Origin of the sequence: Pararhizobium sp. IMCC21322 (assembly GCF_030758295.1) — a bacterium.
In the GTDB taxonomy this organism is placed as follows: Bacteria; Pseudomonadota; Alphaproteobacteria; order Rhizobiales.
Window position 1 is genome coordinate 2616636 of record NZ_CP132335.1, and the last position, 23367, is coordinate 2640002.

22 protein-coding genes are annotated in these 23367 nt (G+C 52.8%); 12 read left to right on the forward strand and 10 right to left on the reverse strand.

All coding sequences use genetic code 11. The annotated features are described in order from the left end of the window. Positions 1-5: 5 nt before the first annotated feature. From RAL91_RS12425 to RAL91_RS12435, 3 genes are all read right to left on the reverse strand, one after another. Positions 6-1289, reverse strand: a complete 1284-nt coding sequence (locus tag RAL91_RS12425) for a TRAP transporter large permease (RefSeq protein ID WP_306262704.1) — start codon at positions 1287-1289, stop codon at positions 6-8. After that, positions 1289-1807 carry a TRAP transporter small permease gene (locus RAL91_RS12430; RefSeq protein ID WP_306262705.1) on the reverse strand — a complete coding sequence of 173 codons (519 nt, stop codon included), beginning with the start codon at positions 1805-1807 and terminating at the stop codon, positions 1289-1291. The genes RAL91_RS12425 and RAL91_RS12430 overlap by 1 nt, the downstream gene beginning before the upstream one ends. 95 nt (positions 1808-1902) lie before the next feature. Continuing rightward, a complete protein-coding gene (locus tag RAL91_RS12435) occupies positions 1903-2931 on the reverse strand; it encodes a TRAP transporter substrate-binding protein (protein WP_306262706.1) in 1029 nt (342 codons plus the stop codon). Between the two features lie 212 nt (positions 2932-3143). Here RAL91_RS12435 and RAL91_RS12440 point away from each other — a divergent pair, with 212 nt between their 5' ends. Both RAL91_RS12440 and RAL91_RS12445 read left to right on the forward strand, forming a co-directional pair. Beyond that, positions 3144-4025: a helix-turn-helix domain-containing protein gene (locus tag RAL91_RS12440; protein ID WP_306262707.1), complete on the forward strand. Its 882-nt coding sequence runs from the start codon at positions 3144-3146 to the stop codon at positions 4023-4025. A 110-nt stretch (positions 4026-4135) separates the two neighbouring features. Beyond that, positions 4136-5044 (forward strand): LysR family transcriptional regulator, encoded by a 909-nt coding sequence (locus RAL91_RS12445; RefSeq protein ID WP_306262708.1) that lies wholly within the window; start codon positions 4136-4138, stop codon positions 5042-5044. Between the two features lie 169 nt (positions 5045-5213). Here the strand turns inward: RAL91_RS12445 and RAL91_RS12450 are convergent, their stop codons facing one another. Both RAL91_RS12450 and RAL91_RS12455 read right to left on the reverse strand, forming a co-directional pair. Next, a complete protein-coding gene (locus RAL91_RS12450; RefSeq protein WP_306262710.1) occupies positions 5214-5876 on the reverse strand; it encodes a TetR/AcrR family transcriptional regulator in 663 nt (220 codons plus the stop codon). Positions 5877-5993: 117 nt separating this feature from the next. Next, entirely contained in the window at positions 5994-6500 is a 507-nt protein-coding gene (locus RAL91_RS12455; RefSeq protein WP_306262712.1) for an Ldh family oxidoreductase, read from the reverse strand. Positions 6501-6878: 378 nt separating this feature from the next. Here RAL91_RS12455 and RAL91_RS12460 point away from each other — a divergent pair, with 378 nt between their 5' ends. The 7 genes from RAL91_RS12460 to RAL91_RS12490 all read left to right on the forward strand — a co-directional run bounded on the left by RAL91_RS12460 (position 6879) and on the right by RAL91_RS12490 (position 13608). After that, the gene (locus tag RAL91_RS12460) at positions 6879-7967 is read left to right on the forward strand and encodes a LacI family DNA-binding transcriptional regulator (protein ID WP_306262714.1); all 1089 of its coding nucleotides are present in this window, start codon (positions 6879-6881) and stop codon (positions 7965-7967) included. Positions 7968-7980: 13 nt separating this feature from the next. Further along, on the forward strand, positions 7981-8979 hold the full coding sequence (locus RAL91_RS12465) for an ABC transporter substrate-binding protein (protein WP_306262715.1): 999 nt from the start codon (positions 7981-7983) through the stop codon (positions 8977-8979). Between the two features lie 67 nt (positions 8980-9046). Further along, positions 9047-9850: an ABC transporter permease gene (locus RAL91_RS12470; protein ID WP_306262717.1), complete on the forward strand. Its 804-nt coding sequence runs from the start codon at positions 9047-9049 to the stop codon at positions 9848-9850. Between the two features lie 3 nt (positions 9851-9853). After that, positions 9854-10654 (forward strand): ABC transporter permease, encoded by an 801-nt coding sequence (locus RAL91_RS12475; RefSeq protein ID WP_306256527.1) that lies wholly within the window; start codon positions 9854-9856, stop codon positions 10652-10654. Next, the gene (locus RAL91_RS12480) at positions 10651-11682 is read left to right on the forward strand and encodes an ABC transporter ATP-binding protein (protein ID WP_306256528.1); all 1032 of its coding nucleotides are present in this window, start codon (positions 10651-10653) and stop codon (positions 11680-11682) included. The genes RAL91_RS12475 and RAL91_RS12480 overlap by 4 nt, the downstream gene beginning before the upstream one ends. Positions 11683-11690: 8 nt before the next feature. Next, positions 11691-12503, forward strand: coding sequence for a phosphodiesterase (locus RAL91_RS12485; protein WP_306256529.1), 813 nt, complete (start codon positions 11691-11693; stop codon positions 12501-12503). Positions 12504-12633: 130 nt separating this feature from the next. Further along, positions 12634-13608: a sugar-binding transcriptional regulator gene (locus RAL91_RS12490; protein ID WP_306256530.1), complete on the forward strand. Its 975-nt coding sequence runs from the start codon at positions 12634-12636 to the stop codon at positions 13606-13608. Here the strand turns inward: RAL91_RS12490 and mtnA are convergent. Next, complete coding sequence (gene mtnA / locus RAL91_RS12495) at positions 13597-14700, reverse strand: S-methyl-5-thioribose-1-phosphate isomerase (RefSeq protein ID WP_306256531.1); 1104 nt, start codon at positions 14698-14700, stop codon at positions 13597-13599. The two genes, RAL91_RS12490 and mtnA, sit on opposite strands and share 12 nt — an antisense overlap. Next, positions 14697-15965 carry an S-methyl-5-thioribose kinase gene (gene mtnK, locus RAL91_RS12500; protein ID WP_306256532.1) on the reverse strand — a complete coding sequence of 423 codons (1269 nt, stop codon included), beginning with the start codon at positions 15963-15965 and terminating at the stop codon, positions 14697-14699. Before mtnK ends, mtnA begins: the two co-directional genes overlap by 4 nt. 145 nt (positions 15966-16110) lie before the next feature. Between mtnK and RAL91_RS12505 the strand changes: the two genes are divergently transcribed. Genes RAL91_RS12505 through RAL91_RS12515 form a run of 3 tightly spaced genes read left to right on the forward strand, consistent with a single transcriptional unit; the run spans position 16111 to position 19773 of the window. Beyond that, complete coding sequence (locus RAL91_RS12505) at positions 16111-17631, forward strand: sugar ABC transporter ATP-binding protein (protein WP_306256533.1); 1521 nt, start codon at positions 16111-16113, stop codon at positions 17629-17631. Then, complete coding sequence (locus RAL91_RS12510; RefSeq protein ID WP_306256534.1) at positions 17628-18695, forward strand: ABC transporter permease; 1068 nt, start codon at positions 17628-17630, stop codon at positions 18693-18695. Before RAL91_RS12505 ends, RAL91_RS12510 begins: the two co-directional genes overlap by 4 nt. 28 nt (positions 18696-18723) lie before the next feature. Further along, the gene (locus tag RAL91_RS12515; RefSeq protein WP_306256535.1) at positions 18724-19773 is read left to right on the forward strand and encodes a substrate-binding domain-containing protein; all 1050 of its coding nucleotides are present in this window, start codon (positions 18724-18726) and stop codon (positions 19771-19773) included. A 338-nt stretch (positions 19774-20111) separates the two neighbouring features. Here RAL91_RS12515 and RAL91_RS12520 read toward each other — a convergent pair whose 3' ends face one another. The 3 genes from RAL91_RS12520 to RAL91_RS12530 are packed head-to-tail and all read right to left on the reverse strand — an operon-like array spanning position 20112 to position 23181. Beyond that, the gene (locus tag RAL91_RS12520; protein ID WP_306256536.1) at positions 20112-21236 is read right to left on the reverse strand and encodes a RuBisCO large subunit C-terminal-like domain-containing protein; all 1125 of its coding nucleotides are present in this window, start codon (positions 21234-21236) and stop codon (positions 20112-20114) included. 3 nt (positions 21237-21239) lie between these two features. Then, positions 21240-22244, reverse strand: coding sequence for a transketolase family protein (locus tag RAL91_RS12525; protein WP_306256537.1), 1005 nt, complete (start codon positions 22242-22244; stop codon positions 21240-21242). A 1-nt stretch (position 22245) separates the two neighbouring features. After that, the gene (locus RAL91_RS12530) at positions 22246-23181 is read right to left on the reverse strand and encodes a transketolase (RefSeq protein ID WP_306256538.1); all 936 of its coding nucleotides are present in this window, start codon (positions 23179-23181) and stop codon (positions 22246-22248) included. Positions 23182-23367: the final 186 nt, after the last annotated feature.

Below are 23367 nucleotides of genomic sequence, written 5' to 3' on the forward strand. Positions count from 1 at the left end.
CCCTCCTATGGACCAAAAATCAGATTGGGGATGAACAGCGAAATTGATGGCACATAGGTGATGATCATCAGCACGATGATGTTGGCAATCACGAACGGCCAGACCCCTTTGATGATGCTCATGACAGGCTTGTTGAGCGTCGAGGAGGCCACGAAAATATCCAGCCCAAAGGGCGGAGTAATCATACCCATACCGATGTTCAAAGTGACGATCATTCCGAAATGGATCGGGTCGATGCCAAGCGCCATGGCAACCGGGAACAGAGGCGGCACCAGGATCAACAGAGCGGAATTGGGATCAATAAACATTCCCGCGATCAGAAAGCAGACATTGACCGCCAGCAGGAACGTAATCACCCCGGCATCAATCGACGTCAGAAAATCGCTGATATGAGTTGGAACCTGCGCCAATGTTATGAAGAAGGACAGCACGCCGCCCATGGCAAGAAGAATAAAAATCGTGGCGGTGGAAATGGCACTGCGCTCGGTGATTTCCACAAGCTTGGCAAAGCCAAGATTCTTGTAAATGAAGGCTTCAATCAGGATGGCATAGACAACACTGACAGCTGCAGCTTCGGTGGGGGTGAAAATGCCACCATAAATGCCGCCCAGAATGATAACCGGCATACCCAAAGACCATCCGGCATCCTTGAAGGCCTTCAGCTTCTCGCCGGATGTGGTTCTCTGAAACGATTTGACGCCGTTTCGTTTAGCTTCCAGTTTGACAAGAATGGCAAAGGCAAGCCCAAGCACCAGCCCGACGGCAAGGCCACCGGCAAACAAACGGCCTATGGAGGACCCTGTCATCCAGCCATAGATGATTAAGGTGATGGAAGGCGGTATCAGAATGGCGGTCTCGGCGCTGGCCACCAGCAGGCCCAGACTGAATTTCTCTGAAAAGCCGACCGAGCGCATTTCCGGATAAACCATCCGCCCCATGGCAGCGACCGTGGCGGGAGCAGACCCGGATACAGACCCAAATGCCATAGAACCACCAATAACCGTATATCCCATGCCGCCGCGGGCATGGCCCACCAGTGCCCGGACAAGCCCAGTCAGGCGACCGGCTATCTGCCCAGAGCCCATAAGATGTGCTGCAAAAATGAAGAACGGTATGGCCAGCAATGTTGTGTGATTGATGCCGCCCAGAGTTTTCTGGATAAAGGCCAGATCGGGCATTGATCCGTAAAAAATCATCTTGGTTGCCAAGGCAGGTATGCCCAGCACCAGAAGCATTTCAAAGCCTGCAATCAGCAGGATAACGGCTAGAATAATAACAATAAAAAGCATCAGCGTGCCCCCGGCGCTGGCTGGGCATCGCTCAAATCATCGTCATCTTTCGTGAAGCGATCAATAATTGAGAAGAAGCTGAGCGCATAGCGCAATGCCAGAAGGCCGAAGCCGATAATCGGTGCGGTGTAAATCCAGCCGATCTGGATATTGAGCGTCGGGCTTTTCTGGCCCGTACCCAGTACAAAGACCACCAACTGCCAAGCCAGATACGCCATATAGAGTGAGAAGAGACAGCCTGCAGCATCGATAATGCGGCGTATAGTGGCCCGTGCAGCGTGGGGCAGGGCCTCTCTCAACGTATCGATGCCCACATGTTTACCGCGCTCCAGTGCCAGCCCCAGAGCTCCGAACACCAGAAACACATTCATCAGCCGAACAGCTTCTTCCACCCAGGCAAACTGGCTTGCAAAAGTGCCGCCAATCTCGCGCGCAAGAACGTTCAGTGAGAACAGTGCAACCATTGAAAGAAAAAGTGTGACGAGGAAAACCCGCTCCACACGCCGTAAATAATGCATGATCTTCAGTTGCTTCCGGTGTTCTGGTTGAGGCTTTTAAGCGAAGGGAAGGCAGCGCGTTCGGCCGCCTTCCGATTTTATCGAACTGTGTTTGCTCAGTTCAGTTCTGAATATGCTTTTTCATAGGCACCGATCAGCTCGGTAGCAGCATCGCCAGCGCGGTCCATGTAGGCGGCCTTGGCCTTTTCGTACATCGCTTCCCTGAGGGCAGCTTTTTCTTCACTGGACGCAATGCGCACATTGATATCGCTCTCTTTAATCGCTTCAAGAGCAGCTTCAACAGCCTTGGCTTTGTGGGCACGCAGGCCTGGTACAACTTCGTTGAAGGCATCGGTGATGATTGTGCGATACTCTTCTGGAAGGCTGTTCCACCAGGTCGGATTGAACAGAACCACATCTTCCATCGCACCATGTTCAGATACGACGAGATATTTTTGCACTTCATAGAACTTCATGCGCTGAATGGTATCGAGCGGGTTTTCCTGCCCATCCACAACGCCTGTTTGAAGTGAGGTGTACAATTCGCCAAATGGCAGGGCGATGGCAGACGCGCCCAGCGCATCAAATTGCTCAATCAGAATATTGGAATCCATCACCCGGAATTTTTGGCCACCAAAGGACGACAGATCATCCAGTGGTTTGTTGGATGTAAAATTCTTCAGCCCGTTTGGCCACAAGGCCACACCGACAACGCCTTTTGACGAAAAGGATTCAAGCAAGGCCTGGCCAAATTCACCTTCGCGCAGTTTCTGCGCCTTATCAGCATCTTCTGGCAGCAGGAATGGAATGTCCAGAATGGAGATCGCGGGGTTGAAACCGCCAATGAAAGCGGCAGGGGAAACAGTTGCTTCCAGCGTACCCAGTTGAACGCCTTCTGTCATTTCGCGCTGATTGCCAAGCTGCCCGGATGGGAAAATTTGAAATTCGACAGCACCATTTGTCCGCTCTTTGACCAGTTCTCCAACCTTGGCGATATATATGTGCCGAGACTGTTGGTCTGATTCCAGATGGCCAATCTTGGCTGTGAAATCAGCTGCCCACGCCGTTGGCGCTGCAAGCATGGTTATGCCAAGAATGGGAAGTGTTCGGAGTGTGAATTTCGAGAGTTTAGATAACGCTTTCATGTGCGGCTCCTGTTGCGCTGTATCAGAAGTAAGTTAAGGTAAAAGCCTGCCGTCGCAGTGTCAAGAATATTCTCAAAAATGAGAATTTATCGGTATTGCTTTGCTTTTTGCGACGATTGTGCGATAGATTCTTTCTGGTCTCGAATACAAATCTCCAACTAATTCGGATCCTGACTGCCGGAAGAAAATTTTGAACAATTGAAGGCAAACGCGTGAATCACGGGATTTCTGGGGAGGAAATTGGCGAGCGGATGAAAGCCTTTCGTCTTGGGGCAGGCTTGACCCCCGAGCAATTGGCCCAGCGCACGGGCGTTTCAAGAGCCGCAATTTATCGCTACGAATCCGGTCAGCCAGCGAAGATTGATACGCTGGTGAAAATCGCCGATCTGCTGGACGTTTCGTTGCCAACGCTGCTTGGGGCAGGGGTGGAATACATCGCATCTGCCATAAGCTTCTTTGAGCGCATGCGGCAATTGGAGGAAAATGTTGACCAGATCACCGTGTTGTTTGGTCCCATATCCTACCTTTTGACAACAGATACATATGATGATTTTCTGCCGGATGTGTTGAAAGAGAGCATTCCCGGGAATGTAGAGAGTTACAATCAGGCAGTGCGAGAGGTGGACACGCTTCTGGATATATTGCGTGTTCGCAAGGCGACTTACCGAAACCGCACGCCTAACATCATAAGCCTCACATCCGCTGCTGAACTCACACAGTTTCTGAGATTGGGATTCGTCGGGGCGTACAATCCGCAAGGCGTTGACGTAGGAAAACGGCGTGACGTCGCCCGTATTGAAATCGAAAACATCGTTCAGCTTCTGCGGAACCAGCCGATTGGCGTTCAACTGGGCGTGGTGGTCGATTCCATGCCCGGCTCCAGCCTGCAGATATTCAAACAGGCCACACGCAAATCAGTCGCTGTCAGTCCCTATAGGCTGGGTGCGTTTGCAAACATCCGCCTGGGCGTCGCGACCATCAGCTCAGCCCCTGATGCAACGGAACTCTATCAGTCCGTGACAACGCAGCTTTGGACGCGTGCTTTGAAGGGCGAGCAAGCTGCTGACTTCATTGAGAAAAATGTCCTGAGTTGAAGCATTAAGCGATTGATTTGGCATCAAGACACTGAGTCAAACTTGCTCAAAATGCAGTGGTGTTAAATTATGTTTTGCAATGTAATTCACACTTATCATATATTTTTCTGATGAGACCCGATCCGCGAGATATCCGCTTTTTGCTGGCTGTTGCCGAGCATGGAACATTCATGTCTGCCGCAAAGGCAGAGAACATTTCGCAGCCAGCGCTTTCGAGCAGGATCGCCCGGTTGGAGCGGCAATTGGGTGTCAGACTGGTTGATCGTGGCCGTCACGGCGCGGTGCTGAACAAATATGGTGAGCTGGTTTTGCGGCATGCGCGTGCCGTGGATACGATTCTCGACAGGATCGTCGAGGAAGTGGAGCTGGAACAGCACGGCATTGTCGGTCCACTCGTGATCGGATGCACACCCGTTGCCGCCACGCAGCTTGTTCCCAAAGCGATTTCCCAAATGGGTAAATCCGGCGAACAGATAATGATTTCCATTCATGAGGAAGAGGACGAACCACTCCTGGAAAAATTACTGGGAGGCGAAATTGAATTGGCTCTTGGGGGCATTGGCAGCCGTGCCCGGCATGCGAACATCGTGCAGGAAAAACTGACAGATTTTCAAATTGAAGCGGTTGTCGGGAAAAGCAGTCCCATGTGGAATGAGAAATCTGTCACGCTTGCAAAATTGACGGACCAGCAATGGGCGTTACCGGCGACAGGCGGAATTTTCCGTGAACAGATAGAGGCGGCTTTCCTCAATTCAGGCACGCCTTTTCCAAGGACATTCTGGTCCTGTTCCGGCATCATTTCGCTAAAAGGGCTGATTCAGAACACCGATTGCGTCAGTCTGATGCCATCTCATGCTTTTGCGTTGGAAGCCAGCGCTGGTGTAATCCGTGGCATCAAACTTCAGGGATTACACATCGACAGAAGCGTCGCCATAATGCGGCTCCGCCACGCAGACACGTCGCCACTCGCCAAGCGATTTATCGGAGCGCTCCACAATGTCGCTCAGCGCTTGCAATAGGCTGTTTACGAACCGCGTGAGATCAGAAATGTCGGCTTGTCAGCCCGAACATTGTCTGCATCCCGACAGGTCGGATGACGCACTTGCGTAATGCTTTTTTCAGGCAGCCATTTTTGCAGCCTGAGGGCTCCGGAAGGCCAGGGTCGATCTCAAAAATGGAAGATTGGAGCTAAAGCTCTTCGTCGCGGGCAACGACACCTTTAAGGGCGATCTGGAAAAGCGGAACAACCATCGCCAGACCGTTCTGAACGTCTTTTCCATCTTTCATAACCCATCTGCGAAGGGCTGATCGGTAGATGTCAAACAGCAGGATTGTCAGCAGTTTTACATCGGTATCAAGTGCGATACGGCCCGCTTCCTGATTGCGTTTCAGCAAATGCGTCAGCTGATGCTCTGCCGCGTGCCGGGTCCGCCAGTAACGCTCCATCTGCAGACCAGAATCATAAAGGGCGGTTTCGCGCAGAATGTCGCGAGCCAGTTCTGGCTGGGTGGCAAAGAACTCAATCAGATGGCCGAAGAATTGCTCAAGCTGGGCAATCAGGGAGATGTCGCTTGGGATGTCGTCAACGCTTTGAGACCTGAAGTCGGCCCGCATGTCATTGTAAATGAAAAACAGCAAATCGCGCTTGTTGGCGGCGTAGCGAAAAATGGTTCCAATGCCCACATCCGCCCGTTTGGTGATCTGACGTATTGTCGCGTTCTCATACCCTTTTTCGATGAAAAGCGCGCGGGCCGCTTCCTTGATCCGGCGTTCTTTCTCAAGCTTTTTGACCTGCCGCAAACCGATTTTTTTAGCGGGGCGGTTCTTTACTGAGGTATCGTCGTCGATCATCAAGTTGGGCCTCACGCTGTTACGGTTTGTTATTTAGGGTCCGGACCCCTGTTTACCAGTGGTAATGATCGGTAGCCGATGGCGCAACCAATCTCGCGGGTGAGGTTGTAGCACCTGTCAGCACACCGTCTTCAAATTCGGTGTGAAGACGCCCTTGGTGCCGCCAAACGGTGCAACCTGTGTCCCGGACGGGGAAGAGGAGGCGACCGAGACCATCAGGCCCTGATCGGTTGCATCCGGCAAATAAGCCGCCAGGCAGCCGATATGATGACACTCGGCAATGGCAATTGTGCAGGTGCCATGTTGGATGGCGCGTTCTGAGGCGAGCGCCACGGCTTTGGATGTGAGCCACGCGCCTGGAAGACGCCCTCCATTCCAGGCAATTGCTGCGGCACGATCAGATATGATTTCGATCTGACCGGAATTTGCCATGTCGCCCGTCGTCAGCATCTGTAAATACCAGGCGGTTAGGGCCAGCCCATGGGTCGAGCGACCCATTTCATCGGCAAGTACAAGATAATGCGCAACCGCGCTTGCTTTCTTTGTCTCAAGACCGCCTTCCACAAACAGCTCTTTCGCCATGGTGCGAAGGGATTCCGGCACATAGCGGGCCGAGTTGTTCATGGGTATGGCTCCTGCATCAAGATCTGTCTATTCATTGGGAAAATCAGCAAGGCGATATTGCGTTGACGCTCATGAGGTCAACGCTATTGCTGCGTTCAAACGGGAAATCTCACTGTTGGTTCATCGACAATATAATGCGCAAAATTTGGTTTGGCGAAAAGCGCCAGTCAAAGCCCTTGGGTGCAAAGAAGTGTAACAATCATAGTCTGCAATCAAAAATACAAGCACTGATTTTCGCGAGGTCAGTTGGCCCGGCAATTTGGGCAGATTGCAGGGTGTGGTGCGATGCCGGAATTATGAATACACTGGACTGTCACACCGCTGTAATGTAGATATGGTGAAAGTGGAAACGTTTCCACAGGGTGGGTGTCTCAATTGGTGTTACCTAACAAACCAACCATAAAAGACGTTGCGGAACGCGCTGGCTGCGGCATTGCGACTGTCAGCCGTGTCCTGAATAACTCCGGTCCGGCAAGCCTTGCCAGTCGCGTACGTGTGTTAGCCGCCGCCGAGGAATTGGGCTTCAAGTTCAATGAATTTGGGCGCTCTCTGAAAAGCCGGCGCAGCAAGACAATTGGCGTGTTGGTTCCCACTTTGAGCAATCCGGTTTTTGCTGATGCTGTGCAAGGCATTCAGCAGGCCGCGGCGGTCCATGGTTATGACGTGATTCTGACATGCGCCAATTACGACCAGAAGACAGAACAGAAGGCCCTGGCCACATTGCTGGCAAAACAGGTCGATGGTGTCGTGCTCACGGTCTCTTCTTCGGAAAACAGCAATGCTTTGCAGGTGCTGAACGATAACAACATTCCGCATTGCCTGATATTCAACCAGCCAGCAGATTCAGGTGTTTCAGCTGTCGGCGTCGACAATGTGGAAGCCGCGCGGATAGTTGGTCAAAAATTATTTGAGTTTGGGCATTTGAATGCCGCATTCGTTGCGGTTCAATTTGCCAAATCAGATCGGTCAGCTGATCGCTACAAAGGTTTTGCAGAGATCTACGCAAAGCATGGCTTGAATCAGCCTGCACTCCTTGAGGTCGATTATGCGCCAGGTGATCTTGAACTTGCCTTGATTGATCTGTTTGAAAAATCACCGTCCACGACGGCCCTGTTTGCCTCCAACGACATGTTGGCATTGGCTTGTATCCGCGCGTTGAGAAGCCTTGGTAAATCTGTCCCGGAGGATATCAGTGTCGTCGGATTTGACGGCATTGCGGTGGCTGATCTTGTGCACCCAAAACTGGCGACGATTGCCACGCCCTGTCACGATATGGGCTCTAAGGCTGCACAATTGCTGGTCAAGGCTTTGCAGAAAAACGAGAAGCCGCCAGCAGGCGTTATCTCTCTTCCATTCGAATTTCGATGCGGCGAAAGCCTATCCCTTGCCGCAAAGAAAAAATTCGACGGCCAGGCTGCAACCCGGCCGTCGAATTTGTCAGCCACCCAAATGCAACCAAACAAATAAAGTGAGAAGACCTATGAGATATATCCTTGGTGCTGTCGTTTCAGCAACTCTTCTTTCCGCCTTACCGGCCCAGGCAGAAGATGCCATCTGCTACAATTGCCCGCCGCAATGGGCCGATTGGGCTTCCATGCTCAAAGCTATTGAAGCCGAAATTGGCGTGAAAATGCCACATGACAACAAGAATTCCGGCCAAACAATCAGCCAGCTTATTGCTGAAAAGGCATCCCCTGTTGCCGATGTGGCCTATTACGGCGTGACCACCGGCATCAAGGCCGCTAATGAGGGCGTTGCTACTGCATATAAACCAAAAGGCTTTGACGATATTGCGGAAGGTCTCAAAGATCCTGATGGCCGTTGGTTCACAATTCACTACGGCACACTGGGCCTTTTTGTGAACAAGGATGCTCTGGGCGGCGCGCCGGTACCTGCTTGCTGGGCTGATCTGATGAAGCCGGAATATGAAGGCATGGTCGGCTATCTTGACCCATCCAGTGCCTTTGTCGGCTATGCTGGCGCGGTGGCCGTGAACCGGGCGTTTGGTGGTGATCTGGACAATTTCGATCCTGCGATTGCCTTTTTCAATGAACTTGCAGAAAACGATCCAATCGTTCCAAAACAGACCTCATATGCCCGCGTTGTCTCAGGGGAAATTCCCATCCTGTTTGATTACGATTTTAACGCATATCGCGGCAAATACACTGAAGATGGAAACTTTGAATTCGTCCTGCCATGCGAAGGTTCTGTTGTCGTGCCGTATGTCATGAGCCTTGTGGCCAATGGCCCCAAGCCGGAAGTTGGCAAAAAAGTGCTGGATTTCATTCTGTCCGACAAAGGTCAGGCGATCTGGACAAATGCATTCCTGAAACCGGCACGTCCGGTTGAGTTGCCAGCAGATGTGGCTGCCAAATTCCTGCCGGACAGCGACTACGAGCGCGCGACACCGGTTGATTATGCCAAGATGGAACAAGTCCAAAAAGCATTTGGTGATCGCTATCTTGCGGAAGTGAAGTAGCTAAACCGGGCTGCGAGATCTGAAGGTTTCGCAGCCCATTTTCCATAACTGCTTTCGGTACCTTAAATTGTTTGTATTTCTTTGCTTCTTGCCATTGCTGATTTTCAGTCTTGCGTTTTTGGCGCTGCCTCTGGTCCGGTTGTTTTCTGCCTCCATCGAGGGGGAGCAGGGCTGGTTGATCTATGCCGAAATTGTTTCAAATCCCCGCTACATGCAAAGCCTGCTTGATACAGTCCTGGTGTCGCTCGCGGTTACCATTGCAGCCGTCTTGATTGCGACAACTGCGGCTTTGTTTCTGACCCATAATCGCTTCCCGGGCAGAAGCGTGCTGATTGCAAGCCTGACTTTTCCGCTGGCCTTTCCGGGTGTCGTCATCGGCTTCTTGATCATTCTGCTGGGCGGGCGGCAAGGGCTGGTCAACACCATCAGCTCAAACATTTTCGATACGCGAATTGTGTTTGCCTACTCCATGATTGGCCTGTTCTTTGGCTATCTTTATTTCTCGATTCCCCGTGTGTTGTTGACGGTTATGGCCACCGCAGAAAAACTTGATCCGGCGCTGGTGGAAGCCGCCCGGTCTCTTGGGGCGGCCCCGTTACAGGTCCTGCGCGACGTTACGCTGCCAGGCCTTGCGCCAGCACTGATTGCGTCTGGCGCAATTGCCTTTGCAACCGCCATGGGTGCGTTCGGGACTGCCTTCACGCTTGCCACAAACATCGATGTACTTCCGATGGTCATCTACACCGAATTCACTCTGTCCGCGAACATCGCCATGGCATCTGCGCTCTCGGTCCTTCTGGGTCTCGTGACCTGGGTATTGCTCATGTTTGCCCGGTCACTCACCGGCACCAGTGTCGCGGCGTCGGGGTAGATTATGTCACGTAGAACAGCCTTCATGATCCAGTTTGCCGTCACGCTTCTTGCCTGCGCATTCCTGCTTGTCCCTGCCATCCTGTCCATTCTGGCCGGAATCACGGTCAATTATTTCCAGGGCATCGTTGCCAGTGGCGTGACCCTGAAGTGGGTTGGTCAGGTCTGGGAGCTTTATTCGGACACCATTTGGCGCTCCATGGGCATCGCGTTTGGCTGCCTCATCATCACGGTAATCATCGGTATTCCGGCAGCCTATGGTTTGAACCGGTTTCCCGGACGGCTGTCCCGGATTGTGGAAGAATTTGTGTCCTTGCCATTGTCAATTCCCGGCTTGGCTCTGGCGCTGGCCTTGCTGCAACTCTATGGCACCATAAAGGGATTTCGGCTGTCTTTCTGGTTCATTCTGACCGGGCACGTTCTCTATACATTGCCGTTCATGATCCGCTCCGTCCTTGCTGTTTTTTCCACGATTGATTTGCAGTCGCTGGAGGAGGGGGCTGCCTCACTGGGCGCTTCATCCTGGCAACGATTTAAAGACATCGCTCTGCCAAATGCCTGGCCCGGAATCCTCGCTGGCGCATTGACGGTGGTAACGCTGTCGATTGGCGAGTTCAATCTGACATGGATGCTCCATACGCCATTGACCAAGACGTTGCCGGTGGGGCTTGCTGACAGCTACGCCTCAATGCGGCTTGAAATCGCATCGGCTTACACCCTGGTGTTTTTTGTCATGATCGTCCCGCTTCTCGCCGCCATGCTTTGGGCATCAAACAGAGCGCAATCCATTGGAAAAACCTCATGAGTGGAACCGAATTACAGCTTTTGGGATGCGCCAAAACCTTTGCAGGAAACACAAAAGCCCTTCTGCCAACGGATCTGGTGGTGAAACCGGGAGAAATCCTTGGCCTGCTCGGCCCATCCGGCTGCGGCAAGACAACCATGCTGCGCATTATGGCGGGGTTGGAAACACCGGACAGCGGCGGAAAAATCCTGTTTGACGACGAAGATGTCACAAAGGTTCCCATCGAGCACCGTTCGATTGGCATGGTGTTTCAATCCTACGCCCTGTTCCCAAATATGAGTGTACGGCAAAACGTTGGCTATGGCCTGAAGGTGCGCGGCATCAGCGGCAGCGAACGTGATGACCGTGTGAATGAAGTCATGTCTTTTTGCCGACTTGACGGGTTGGCGGACCGTGCCATCAATCAACTTTCAGGTGGCCAGCGTCAAAGGGTTGCACTGGCCCGCGCCGTTGCGCCAAGGCCCCGTGTTCTTTTGCTGGATGAGCCATTATCGGCCCTTGATGCCGCCCTTCGGGATACTTTGAGGGACGAATTGGCCGTTATTCTCCGTGGCCTGTCGATGACAGCGGTGTTTGTGACCCATGATCAGTCCGAAGCCATGGCCATCGCAGATACGATTGCGGTTATGAGGGCAGGGCGAATTGAACAAAGAGCTGAACCGGAAGTTCTTTATCGGGACCCGCAAACGGACTTCGTCGCAAGTTTTGTCGGTGGCGCAAACCGGCTGTCAGGTCGCTTTGAAAACGGCCAATTGCATCTGGAAGGCGGCACGTTGAAAACGGGCATTGAGGGCCGAGAACCAGACCACATTTTCATTCGTCAGGAAGATATTCGCGTCATAAATCCTGATGATGCACCATTGAGGGGAACTGTCATCGGGCGGGTTTACCTTGGTACACATACCAAACTCACAATCTCGGGTGTGTGTGAAGCGCCCCTGATGGTGAGTTTGCAAGGCGTAAATGCTCCAAAAATTGGAGATCTGGTTGGTCTTGATATCCCTGCCAGTTCGCTGATTCACTTTTGAGGACCTGTATGACCCGCATCATTCAATTGTCTGATATTCACATGGTCGAGCAGAGGATGCTGGCCTATAACGTTGTGGATACAGCGGAATATCTGGCTCACGCAGTCTCATACATCGTGGATTTACTGCCCAAAATCGGGCCAGTCGATGGCATCGTAATAACCGGTGATCTGACAGATCATGGCCGACAGGCGCAATATGACCGCCTCAAGGAATTATTGTCGCCACTCAGACTTCCACTATGCGTTTTGCCTGGCAATCATGATGATCGGGATGTCATGCGCGCCGCATTTTCCGAACAACCCTGGCAACCCAAAAACGGTGGATTGAACAGCCATATTCAACTGGGCAATGTCCACGTTCTTGCGCTTGATTGCCTGGTTTCTGGCAAAGCACATGGTTTTCTGACAGCAGAAACACTGGCTTGGCTGGAGAATGAACTGGCGCTGCTAACCGACGAGCCGGTGATTTTTGCCCTGCATCATCCTCCCTTTGAGACCGGGATTGGGCATATGGACGCACAACCGCTTCATAATGCCGAAACACTTTTGAAATTGGTCTCAGGTCACATGGGCCCGAAGATTACAATCTGCGGCCATATCCACCGCTACATGACCAGCCATCAACCCTGTGGCCCAATCATGATCGGCCCATCAGTCGCCCATGCCGTTTGCCCGGATCTGACAGAAGGCGGGGCATCACAATTCTCTTTGGAACCCGGCGGGTTTCTGCTTCATTCCTATGACAGTGCAACCAGGGTTTTCTTATCACACTACCTGCCGGTTGGGCCTCATTCCGGGCCATTCCCGTTCAAACCCTAGCGCTCTTATTTCGCCAATTATCTATAGAAACTCCCTGTCGGAAAACAGGAGGAGGCTGTTGGGCCTTTGCGTTGAAATTTGACAAAAGTCACGTGCTGTTGTCAAATGTTATCGCGATAAGGGGACCTGCATGCCGATACAATCTTTGCGCCGCTCGGCAAGCCAGATTGGCGGGCATGATATCGTCATCGAAGCTGCTTGGTTGTACTATCAGGACGGACTGAACCAGAACGAAATCGCTGCACGGTTCAAGGTCTCAAGGGCGACCGTCGTGAATTATCTGCAAGAAGCCCGCGAACGCGGCTATGTGCAGATCACGCTTTCCCCGGAAGCATTCAAGGGCCATGAGGCCGCACTGCAATTACGCGAAAAATACAGCCTTCGTGAAGCCTATGTCGTTCCGGACGGCAATGGAGAACAGCGCGTGACAGAAATTCGCGTGGCCCGTGGTGCTGCACAATGGCTGCCGCGCCTGGTTTCACCCGGTGACAGGCTTGGCGTTGCCTGGGGCAAAACCATCTACGATGTGGCAGAGTTCCTTGAGACAATTGCAGTGGATGATCTGACGGTTTTGCAACTGGTTGGTTCGATGGCGACACCTTACGGCTTTTCAGCAGATGTCTGTTCGTCTTATGTGGCGCGCAAATTCTCGGCACGATGCGTCAATCTGCATGTGCCGGCCATGCTTTCAAGCCCGGAAGTTGCCAGAGCATTGCGTGCTGAAAATCTGATTGCCAGCCAGCTTGACGAGATAAGCCATTTTAACAAAACTCTTTTTGCAGTGGGCTCATGCACGCCGGACAGTCACGTGGTCTCATCGGGTGTCGCAACGATTGAAGAGTTGAACTGGTATATCGATCATGGTGCCGTTGGTGTGCTGTGCGGACGCTTCATCAATGAACAGGGCGATGGCATTGAAGGACCGCTGGACGAACGCATGATGGGCATTGCCCTTAATCGGATGCGTAATCCGGAGACAGGAATCCTGGTATCTGTCGGCAGTGACCGCGTGCCGGCCGCAATTGCAGCGTTGCGCGGCGGCTACGCCACCCACATTGTGACCAATCAATCCAGCGCCGAAGCAATTTTATCGTTAGGCGGCTGATCGCCGTTCTGGAAACAACGCCAGCAGCCCTTCGGCACTGGCTTCGGCCACGCCGCGTTCGGTAATCAACCCGGTCACCATTCGGGCAGGGGTTACATCAAATGCCGGATTGCCTCCGGGTGTCCCATCTGGCGAGATTTGAGCAAAACCGGTGCTGCCATCTTCAAGGCGGCCATAGATATGGGTTACTTCGCGCCCATCACGTTCTTCAATCGGAATTTCCTTGACGCCGTCATGCACGGTCCAATCAACCGTTGACGAGGGCAGAGCGACATAAAACGGAACGTTGTTGTCCGCCGCTGCAAGTGCTTTCAGATAGGTGCCGATTTTATTGCAGACATCGCCTTGCGCTGTCGTGCGGTCAGTTCCCACAATCACCATATCGACCTGGCCGTGTTGCATGAGATGACCACCGGCATTGTCTACAATCAGATGGTGTGGAATTGAATTGCCCACCATTTCCCATGCGGTCAATTGGGCACCCTGATTACGTGGACGCGTCTCATCAACCCAGACATGGATTGGAATGCCGGCCTCCATGGCGTGATACATGGGAGAGGTTGCTGTGCCCCAATCCACGGTTGCCAGCCAGCCTGCATTGCAATGGGTCAGTATGTTGACGGCTTCTCCAGGTTTCTTGGTTGTCGCAATTTTCTTTATGATTTCAAGTCCGTGGACGCCAATTAACCGATTTGTTTCCACATCATCATCGGCAATTTGTGCCGCTTTTGCTATCGCCGCCGCTTTGCGTTGATCTGCTGGCAAGGCGGTTAATGTGGCCCGCAATTCATCCAGCGCCCAGCGCAGATTAATGGCTGTCGGTCTGGTGGCATGAAGCACATCATAGGCTTCATTCAAGGCCTTATCGGATGGGTCCCGCGCCATTTGCAGCGCAACACCATAGGCAGCCGTCGCGCCGATGAGCGGCGCGCCTCGGACCCACATGTCACGAATGGCGGTTGCGAATTCGTCTAATGTCTCAAGTGTGACAACGCGAAATTCATGCGGCAACCAGCGCTGGTCAATGATGCGGATTTCACCTGTCGCAGTGTCCTGCCATATTGAGCGGTAATGGGTATCGCCAACTTTCATGATGTGCCGGTTCCTGTTTGTGATTGTCTTGCCATTGCAATGACCCGATCGATGCCATGCAGCCGTTTGCGGTTCATGACCAACGCCTGACCGAATTTCAGAGATCGCGTTTCAAGCGGCGCGCGTATGTCTTCGTCTTCAATTGTTTCAAATTCAGCTATGTGAGCAAGGCCAAGTATGCGGCGGTGCATCTCAATGCCGGCAAATCCCAGAAGGTCTTCAAAAATCTCGCCCAGAAGCTGCTCAAGTGCCAATTCGCTGGCCATCAGGTGGCCCTGATCCTCGTACAAACTACGCGGATAAAGAATGCCGGTGCGTTCGGTACGCCACAGTTTTGAGAACTCATCACAAAACGCTGTCCACGTTTCGTCAATCGTCTCCAACACCCATTCCTGATAGGCGGCACAAGCAGTATCGTCGGCAATGTGAGCGCTTATTGCGTGATAGGCCATCAGATAATTGCCGATCAGCATGCCGATGTCGAAGCCCATTGGCCCGTAAAACGCAAATTCCGGATCAATGACCCGGGATTCATCATCTGTAACCATGATGGAGCCGGCATGCAGATCACCGTGGCACAGCGTCTCCGCCTTTGCCGAAAATGCGCGTTTCATGTGCTGAACTTCTACTTTCAGCATTTGGTCATTTCGCAATTCAGCCACGATGCCATCAAGCTGAGGCGTGGTGTAGCGGTTCATCTCGGCGTCGAAATAGGGATCGGTGAACACCAGATTTTCAGTGATGTCGCAGAGCTCTACATTGTCGCTGAACAAGGCCAGATCAGCTTTCTTCTTGGCGGTCTCCATAGACAGATCAGAGCCACGGAAAGCATTGCGGGCACAAAACCGCCCAATGGTTTCTCCAAGGCCTGCAACTTTTCGGCCAGCAATCATTTGCTGGCGCAATATGATGTGCGGCTGCAGACGCTCCATTATGATCAGTGCCTGGGTCTCGTCAAAATGCAGGATCTCCGGCACGCTGCCAGGATCACGCTCCGCCTGACGGATCAGCGCATGATATTCGAAGTAAGCACGTTTGAGTGGAAGCGGCCAGGAATCGCCAACGAGGCGCACATAGGGCAGGGCCTGTTTCACAATGACGGAACCTGCAGTGCCTTCGACGATAAATACCAAATTCAGATTGCCATCGCCAACTTCGCGCACCTGCCAGTCGGTGCTGCTACCGCCGAGCGAATTTGTCATCGCATCCAGAGTGCCCAGACGGGCTGGAAGTGTTTCTGGCGTCAACGCCTTATAATCGCTCAATTCGTCCTCCCCGAACAGAAAATATGGTCGACAACCAGCTACACGAGATGCGCAAGTGAGTACATGGTAGGTGGCGTAAAAAGCATTTGTCAATACCTCTTGACTTTTGTCAGGTTGGCTGTTGAGGTATTTTAGGGAGGAACGAATGACAGACTGTCTATGCCAGATTTCCGGTCTGCAAAAAGCATTTGGTGATAACCTTGTTTTGCGGGGGCTTAGCCTGGATTTGCCTGCGGGAAGCGTGACAGCTTTGATGGGGGCCAATGGTGCTGGCAAGTCGACACTGGTCAAAATCCTGTCCGGTGTACATGCAAGCGATGCAGGCAATGTGAGTCTTGCAGGTCAGAACTTTGTTCCGTCCAGCCCTTCAGATGCGATACGAAAAGGCGTTGTGACCGTCCATCAGGCCATTAATGATGGTGTCATTCCGGATCTGGATGTCGCATCGAACCTCATGATTGACAGACTTGCGGAACCCAATTTCGGTTTTTTCCTGAAACGAAAACAGCTTTTCAAAGATGCGCAGGAAATAGCGGATCGCATGGGCATCGATGTTGATGTGCGTCAGCCTGTTGCGCAGTTGGGCGTGGCTGACAGACAGTTGATCGCCATTGCACGCGCCATGTCACACCAGCCGTCACTTCTGATATTGGATGAGCCGACGTCCTCACTGTCCGCGGTTGAGGCAGAGCGTCTGTTTGAACTCATCGAAACCTTCAAAGAGCGGGGTGTTGCCGTTCTCTATATTTCGCACCGCATGTCGGACATAAGACGCATTGCAGATCGCATTGTCTCCATGCGTGATGGTGAAATTTCTGGCCTCTTTGAAGATACACCACTGGACTATGAGGGCGCAGTCAACGCCATGCTTGGTCATCACATGACCGATGTGAATATTGAAATTCCGCCGCAAGGTGACGCCATTGCCGAATTGACGCAAATGCGGTTGAAGCCGGATAGCAAGCCGTTTGATCTGACACTGCATGACAATGAGATTGTTGCCATCACAGGTCTTTTGGGCAGCGGCAAAACTGATCTTGCGCAGGCGCTGTTTGGGCTCAGGGCACCCAGCTCCGGTTCCATAAAACTGGATGGCAGGGCCTACGCTCCCACCAGCCCCGGAAATGCAATCGCGAGCGGCGTGTTCATGTCAACAAAAGACCGGGCGACAAATGCCGTCGTCGCCGACTTCAACATCACGCGAAACATTTCAGTTCCCTTTCTGCAGCAATTTTCCAGCTTTTCTTTCCTGTCGCGCAATGCGGAACGGGATACAGCGCGTGACATGATTGAAGCGCTCTCAATTGTCTGCCAGTCAGAAACGGACGGTATCAACACTCTGTCTGGTGGCAATCAGCAAAAGGTCATGTTGGCGCGCTGGCTCATCGATAAATGTCGCCTGCTATTGCTGGATGAACCGTTTCAGGGCGTCGACATCCGTTCCCGGCACGATATTGGCGAGAAGGTGCGGCAAACCGCAAAAGGGCGGGCGACACTTGTCTTTGTGTCCGAACTCGACGAAGCGCTGGAAATTGCTGACCGCATCATTGTCATGCATGAACACTCAATCATCGCCGAGTTTGTAAATCGTGATGTCGATCTCAATGAAATACTGACCGCTGTTACGGGAACAGCGCAAAAGCAGCCGGAGCATGAAGCAGCATGAGCACTGATGTGCAGGACAGCGGGATCACCGCTCAGCCAAAGGCATCTGCCAAAAAAGGGCAATCGAGCGCGCTTGATCTGGCAATCCGGTATGGATTTCTGGCACTGCTGGTCGGGCTGGCCATATTCTTTTCCATTTTCGCCAGCGGGTTTGCCGGACCACGTTCAGCCGTGTTCATTTTCCAGTCCGTTGCCATGACCGGCATATTGGCGCTTGGAGTGACCTGCACTTTGGTTGTTGGCGGCTTTGATCTGTCCATCGGCTCGGTTGCAACATCTGCAATGATGCTGGCGGCCTATGTGATGGTGGTGCTGGAGCAACCCGCAGCCGTTGCGATTGTTGCATGCCTTTTCTTGGGTGCCTTTATCGGGCTGGTGAACGGTATTCTGATTGTCCGGTTCAAAGTCCCGGATTTATTGGCAACTCTGGGTATGATGTTCCTGCTGGTAGGGCTGCAGCGCATTCCCACCGCCGGACGATCAATCTCAACCGGAATGGTTTTGCCGGATGGCGAGACAGCCAACGGCACATTCGATCCGCTGTTTCTTGCCATGGGCCGTCACCGCTTTGATTTCTTTCTTGAAAAACTGCTCCCGATCCCCGTGGTCTTCCTTATTGTCATTGCCATATTGATCTGGATTTTTCTGGAAACAACGCGGCACGGCCGCCTGATGTATGCCATCGGCTCTAATGAGCGCGCAGCCGCCCTGACGGGCACAAATGTCAAACGCTACAAGATCACTGCCTATATGATTTCCGGTGTGCTGGCCTCAATCGCTGGCATGTTGCTCGCGGCCCGCTTGGGGCGCGGTGATATCGCATCGGGCACCAATCTGCTGCTGGATGCCGTTGCAGCATCCCTGATCGGTTTCGCAGTACTGGGGGCGGCGAAACCCAATGCCTTTGGCACCGCAATGGGCGCGCTGTTTGTCGGCATCCTTTTGCAGGGTCTGACCATGATGAACGCGCCTTACTACACGCAGGATTTCATCAAGGGTGCGGTTCTTGTCATCGCACTTGTATTCACTTTTTCATTATCGGCCCGCAAAGCGGCCGGTCATTGACGACCAACTCAACAGGGAGAGAAACCAAATGAAAATTCTAAGAAGATCTGTTTTAGGACTGTTTGCCAGCGTGGCCGTGGGGGCTGCAACAATTGGCACCGGATTTGCTCAATCCATGCCGGCACCACTGGATAATCCAGGTGATGTCAAAATTGCGCTGGTTCGTTATTTGTCTACGGGCGATTTCTTCCAGGCCTATTTGTCTGGCGTTGAAAAGCAGGCCGAGGCAATTGGTCTGGACCTGCGTATCTTTGACAGCCGTCAGGACGCTGCCTTGCAGGCCGATATGGTCGATCAGGCTATCGCGCTTGGTGTCGATGGCATCATCATCCAGCATGGCCTGACCGAATCCATGCAGGAAGCGGCGCAACGGGCCGTGGATGCGGGCATCAAGGTTGTTGCCTTTGACGTGAATGTTGAAAATGACGCAATCCCGCAGATCGAACAGTCTGATTATCTCCTAGGCAAATTGGCTCTGGAGCAAGCGATCAAGGACAATGGCACTGAATGGAATGCAGGATACGTCTACGTTCCCGGCATTGCACCGCTCGACCGACGCCATGTTGCATGGGAAGAAGTCAAAGCAGCTAATCCGGGTATTGTTGAAAAAGCCCAGATGGGAACGCTCGACAACCCGATTGCCAACTCTAATGCAAATCAGGCGCGTTCTGTCCTGCAGGCGAACCAGGATATCACTGTGTTCTTTGCCCCTTACGATGAATTTGCCAAGGGCATAAAGATTGCGGTCGACGAAGCTGGCCTCACATCTGATGTCAGCATCTATTCCGCAGACGTATCAACGGCTGATATTTCCGCCATGCGGGAGCCAGACAGTGCCTGGAAGGCAACAGTTGCCACAAACCCGGCAGTGGTTGGTGAAGTGTCCGTGCGTGCGCTTGCAATCATGCTGACCGGCGAAAATCCCGGCGCGCAGGTTATTGTGCCACCAACTTTGATCACTCAGGCATTCCTGAATGAAAACGACATTAAGAACATGGAAGATCTGTCGGCCAATATGCCACAATTCGCACATGCTGATGTTGCGATGACCGAGTGGATGCCTCTGCCAGGCCGCTAAGATACCTGCACTCATACGAAAGCCGCCTGTTCATGACAGGCGGCTTTTTTTGTGGGAATAGAATGTAAAAAACTTCGGTGCTTTAAATTGGCTCACTTCGCCGAAATCGAACCGCTTCTGTCCATCTTCGACGAACCATGGGGACTCGGAATAAATCCGAGTACGACGGCAGCGGTGGTATGAGATGTGAGCGTTTAATAAGCCTCGCTGACACGCTCCTATCGTCATCCTCGGATTTATTCCGTGAATCCAGGCAACAGTCCCGCAAGCTCTATGGCCAAACCAAACGCCGCCGAATTCAAAACTCAGAACACTCTTGTGCACGACTGTGACCGGCTCTAAAAGCTGTCGATAGCGTCCCGCATGGCTTTGACCGTATCTCCGATCTTGTCGCGCTGACGCAGAAGACTGCCGCCAAGCAGAAAGACGACATCTTCTCCATACATGGAAACCATATCCTGAGCGCGATCCACACTCATCCCGCCGCCGGGGGATGGCATCATGGGCGCACCGATCCCGTTAGGCTGACGGCAGGCATCGGCAATTGACAGGCACTCTTCGCGCGTAAAGCCAAATCGTCCGCCGACATTCGGGAAAACCGAAATGTCTGATCCGGCCAGTCTCTGAATTGTGCCATACATAATGGCATGGTCGATGCCTGTTGTCGGCGTCAGCACAAACGGACCGGTAAATGCGGGATGCGTCATGACAGGAAGTCCGAACTCCGCATTGGCTGCCAGGTGCTGCGCGGTGCCAAACCCTATGAGACCGGGCATGATAAGCACGCCGCCCGCACCAGCTTCTTTTGCCCGAAATGCCTCTTCGACAACATTGCCGGTATGGCCGGTAATGTTGACGAAATAGAGCGCTTTAGTGCCGTGTTTGGCATTGGCTTCAGCGACTGCATCGCTTACCGCTTTCAACCTGTCTTCAAAGGGGGCCATTGTCTGATTGGCCAGCCCATGGTCATCTTTGATGATGTCAGCCCCGCCGGCAACGCAACGAGACGCAATCAGCGCCAATTGGGCCGGGGAGGAGCCTTGCGGCTTGATAACAGGAGAAATCAATCCACCGCTTTTTCTGCCCGTGAGGGCGCGCAGGCCCTCAATGCCAAATCGCGCACCGGTAAATCGGCGCTCAATTTCCGGACCTGCATCAAAGCCCACAACACGCACATTTTGCTGAATTGACGTATTGCCGAAGATGACATTGATCAATTGCACCACTTCATGCCCGGCGCTGTCCGGTGCGTAGGAAATGATGGCTTCATACGCGCCGCCATTCTGCGCCTCAACAGCTTCAACATGCCCGACGATTTCATCGCGTATGAAGCCATCCGGAACCACATCGTCCGGAATTTCAACAGTTTGTTCCAGCGCTATGTCTTTGGCACGCGTATTTGCTTCGCTCTCGTCTCCGGCAAAAATGCGGTAGGTGACGCGAAAACGATTATCATCAGCCATCTGTCAAAGCGCCTCTGCTTTCACGGCAGAATGGACGGCATCAATACGTGTGCTGGTGAGCTGTTCTTCGGTAATTCCCGTTTTGCTGCCGAGCAGTTTTTCAATGCCGGCAACAAGGGCCGCAGCATCAAGTCCGTAATGGCTCATCAGATAGGCGCGCGATCCACCGTGAGCAAACGTATCTCGCAGGCCCAGACGGACAAGCTTTTTACCGACACCATGATCCGCCATGATTTCCGCAACCAGCGATCCGACACCGCCCTCTGTCAGATGGTTTTCAAGAACGACAACGCCTTTGCTGACAGACCCGATGTGATCCAGCAGCGCTTCTTCACCAAATGGCTTGATCGTATTGATATGCAGATGGCGAATTGAAACACCGGATTGTTCCAGCGCACCACGTGCCCGCAAGGCTTCTTCGGTCGCTATGCCTGAGGTGATGACGAGAATGTCTTCCCCCAGCGCCAATTCACGCATTTGTCCGACCTTGATTGGCGTGTCGAAAAGACGGGGTATGGAACCACGCAAGACGCGGCAATAGACCGGCCCGTCAATGGAGTCGGCAGCTTCACAGATGCTTTCCACCTCTGTCGCATCGCCCGTTTCCAAAATTGTCATGTTGGGGATCGACCGCATCACGGCGACATCCTCAATGGATTGGTGGGTCATGCCGCCGGGCGTTGTAATGCCGGGCAAAAAGCCCATCAATCGTACTTTGCGCCGTGGATATGCCACAGAAGCTATGAGCTGATCATAGGGGCGACGATACAGAAAAACGCCAAAGGAATGCAGGAAGGGTCGATACCCGGCCAGGCCAAGCCCGCCAGCAAAACTCATCATGTTTTGCTCAGCCATTCCCAGAGATATGAACTGGTCTGGATGCCTGTCACGAAACCCGTCAATTTCACAGGAGGATGTCAGATCCGCTGACAGACACAGCACGTCAGGATTTGCCGTTGCATAGGTTTCAAATGCGCTTGCATAGGGTCGACTGACCATCTCCACCATATCAATGCCCTCCATCGGTCAAATCGACCGGATCAATGCCTAGTTCAGCTGCGATAGAAATATTCATTTCTGCGCGCTCCTCCTGAGATTTAAAACGCACATAATGAAGACGCGGGAAGCGCCGCCGCAAAAATTCCATCCCTTGTGTGGGCGAAGATCGCGCAAGAATGATAAGCGGTTTGCCTTCATGCGGCGTTTTTCTGGCTTCTCGCAATGCGTTGAGGTCGTGCGCATCCACTTCAACGCAGACTGCGCCGAAATTGCGAAATTTGGCGGCGATATCACCGACTTCCATGACACTGTCCATCGCGCCGTCACATTGTTGGTCATTGACGTCCATCAAGGCCCAAAGATTGTCTATCCGATGGTGTGCCGCCGCTTGTACCGCCTCCCAGGTTTGACCTTCCTGCACTTCGCCATCCGACATGAAGACGCAGACATCACCTGTTTCGCCACGGCGTTTGCGACCAAATGCCAGACCGGCTCCCGTTGAAAATCCAATGCCCAATGTACCGTTGTGAACTTCCATCCCGGGGGAATGCTCTGCGCCAATCATTTCGACGGAGGAACCATCCTGGTTGAACATTTCAAGGCCCTTGGGGTCCATGCGGCCAACCTCGATCAACGTTGCATATGCAACCAGCGCATAATGCGCAGGCGCTATGAACAGGCGGTCATATTGGGGCTCAAACGGCCCATTATAACCAGCGCCGGAGTGATATTCGGGGTTGTTTGCTGACGGCACACCACCAAACGGCTTGGGGATTGCGGGCAGGGTGGGGTCCCCAAGGGTCAGGGCTTCATTATAGAGAAAAGCCAATTGCTCGGCAGCCGAACAGGCCTGACTGAGATAGCCGCCATTGTTGCGCATGGCATGCTCAAATACACGTTTCCGTATGCCTGCTGCAACGGCATCTGTTGTCTTGCTATTCTGCACGAAGGTCTCCTCTTTCCAGTGAAAGTGAAGCGCGCCCTTACAAATGTCAAGAACTGTTGTCTTTTGACTAAAGTGTGATTTCAGAGCAGGGATTGAGGTGGCTGGATTGCCACGTTTGTCGCTGGTTTCCGCGCAAAATCAGCTTTGACCATTCGCGGGTCTGGATCGGAATTTTCGACCGTTTCA

What these genes read in the sequence shown, in the direction of transcription:
- RAL91_RS12425 (WP_306262704.1), bottom strand. Translation starts at nt 1,289, where the DNA reads ATGCTTTTTATTGTTATTATTCTAGCCGTTATCCTGCTGATTGCAGGC.
- RAL91_RS12430 (WP_306262705.1), bottom strand. Translation starts at nt 1,807, where the DNA reads ATGCATTATTTACGGCGTGTGGAGCGGGTTTTCCTCGTCACACTTTTT.
- RAL91_RS12435 (WP_306262706.1), bottom strand. Translation starts at nt 2,931, where the DNA reads ATGAAAGCGTTATCTAAACTCTCGAAATTCACACTCCGAACACTTCCC.
- RAL91_RS12445 (WP_306262708.1), top strand. Translation starts at nt 4,136, where the DNA reads ATGAGACCCGATCCGCGAGATATCCGCTTTTTGCTGGCTGTTGCCGAG.
- RAL91_RS12450 (WP_306262710.1), bottom strand. Translation starts at nt 5,876, where the DNA reads ATGATCGACGACGATACCTCAGTAAAGAACCGCCCCGCTAAAAAAATC.
- RAL91_RS12455 (WP_306262712.1), bottom strand. Translation starts at nt 6,500, where the DNA reads ATGAACAACTCGGCCCGCTATGTGCCGGAATCCCTTCGCACCATGGCG.
- RAL91_RS12465 (WP_306262715.1), top strand. Translation starts at nt 7,981, where the DNA reads ATGAGATATATCCTTGGTGCTGTCGTTTCAGCAACTCTTCTTTCCGCC.
- RAL91_RS12475 (WP_306256527.1), top strand. Translation starts at nt 9,854, where the DNA reads ATGTCACGTAGAACAGCCTTCATGATCCAGTTTGCCGTCACGCTTCTT.
- RAL91_RS12480 (WP_306256528.1), top strand. Translation starts at nt 10,651, where the DNA reads ATGAGTGGAACCGAATTACAGCTTTTGGGATGCGCCAAAACCTTTGCA.
- RAL91_RS12485 (WP_306256529.1), top strand. Translation starts at nt 11,691, where the DNA reads ATGACCCGCATCATTCAATTGTCTGATATTCACATGGTCGAGCAGAGG.
- RAL91_RS12490 (WP_306256530.1), top strand. Translation starts at nt 12,634, where the DNA reads ATGCCGATACAATCTTTGCGCCGCTCGGCAAGCCAGATTGGCGGGCAT.
- mtnA (WP_306256531.1), bottom strand. Translation starts at nt 14,700, where the DNA reads ATGAAAGTTGGCGATACCCATTACCGCTCAATATGGCAGGACACTGCG.
- RAL91_RS12505 (WP_306256533.1), top strand. Translation starts at nt 16,111, where the DNA reads ATGACAGACTGTCTATGCCAGATTTCCGGTCTGCAAAAAGCATTTGGT.
- RAL91_RS12510 (WP_306256534.1), top strand. Translation starts at nt 17,628, where the DNA reads ATGAGCACTGATGTGCAGGACAGCGGGATCACCGCTCAGCCAAAGGCA.
- RAL91_RS12515 (WP_306256535.1), top strand. Translation starts at nt 18,724, where the DNA reads ATGAAAATTCTAAGAAGATCTGTTTTAGGACTGTTTGCCAGCGTGGCC.
- RAL91_RS12520 (WP_306256536.1), bottom strand. Translation starts at nt 21,236, where the DNA reads ATGGCTGATGATAATCGTTTTCGCGTCACCTACCGCATTTTTGCCGGA.
- RAL91_RS12525 (WP_306256537.1), bottom strand. Translation starts at nt 22,244, where the DNA reads ATGGTGGAGATGGTCAGTCGACCCTATGCAAGCGCATTTGAAACCTAT.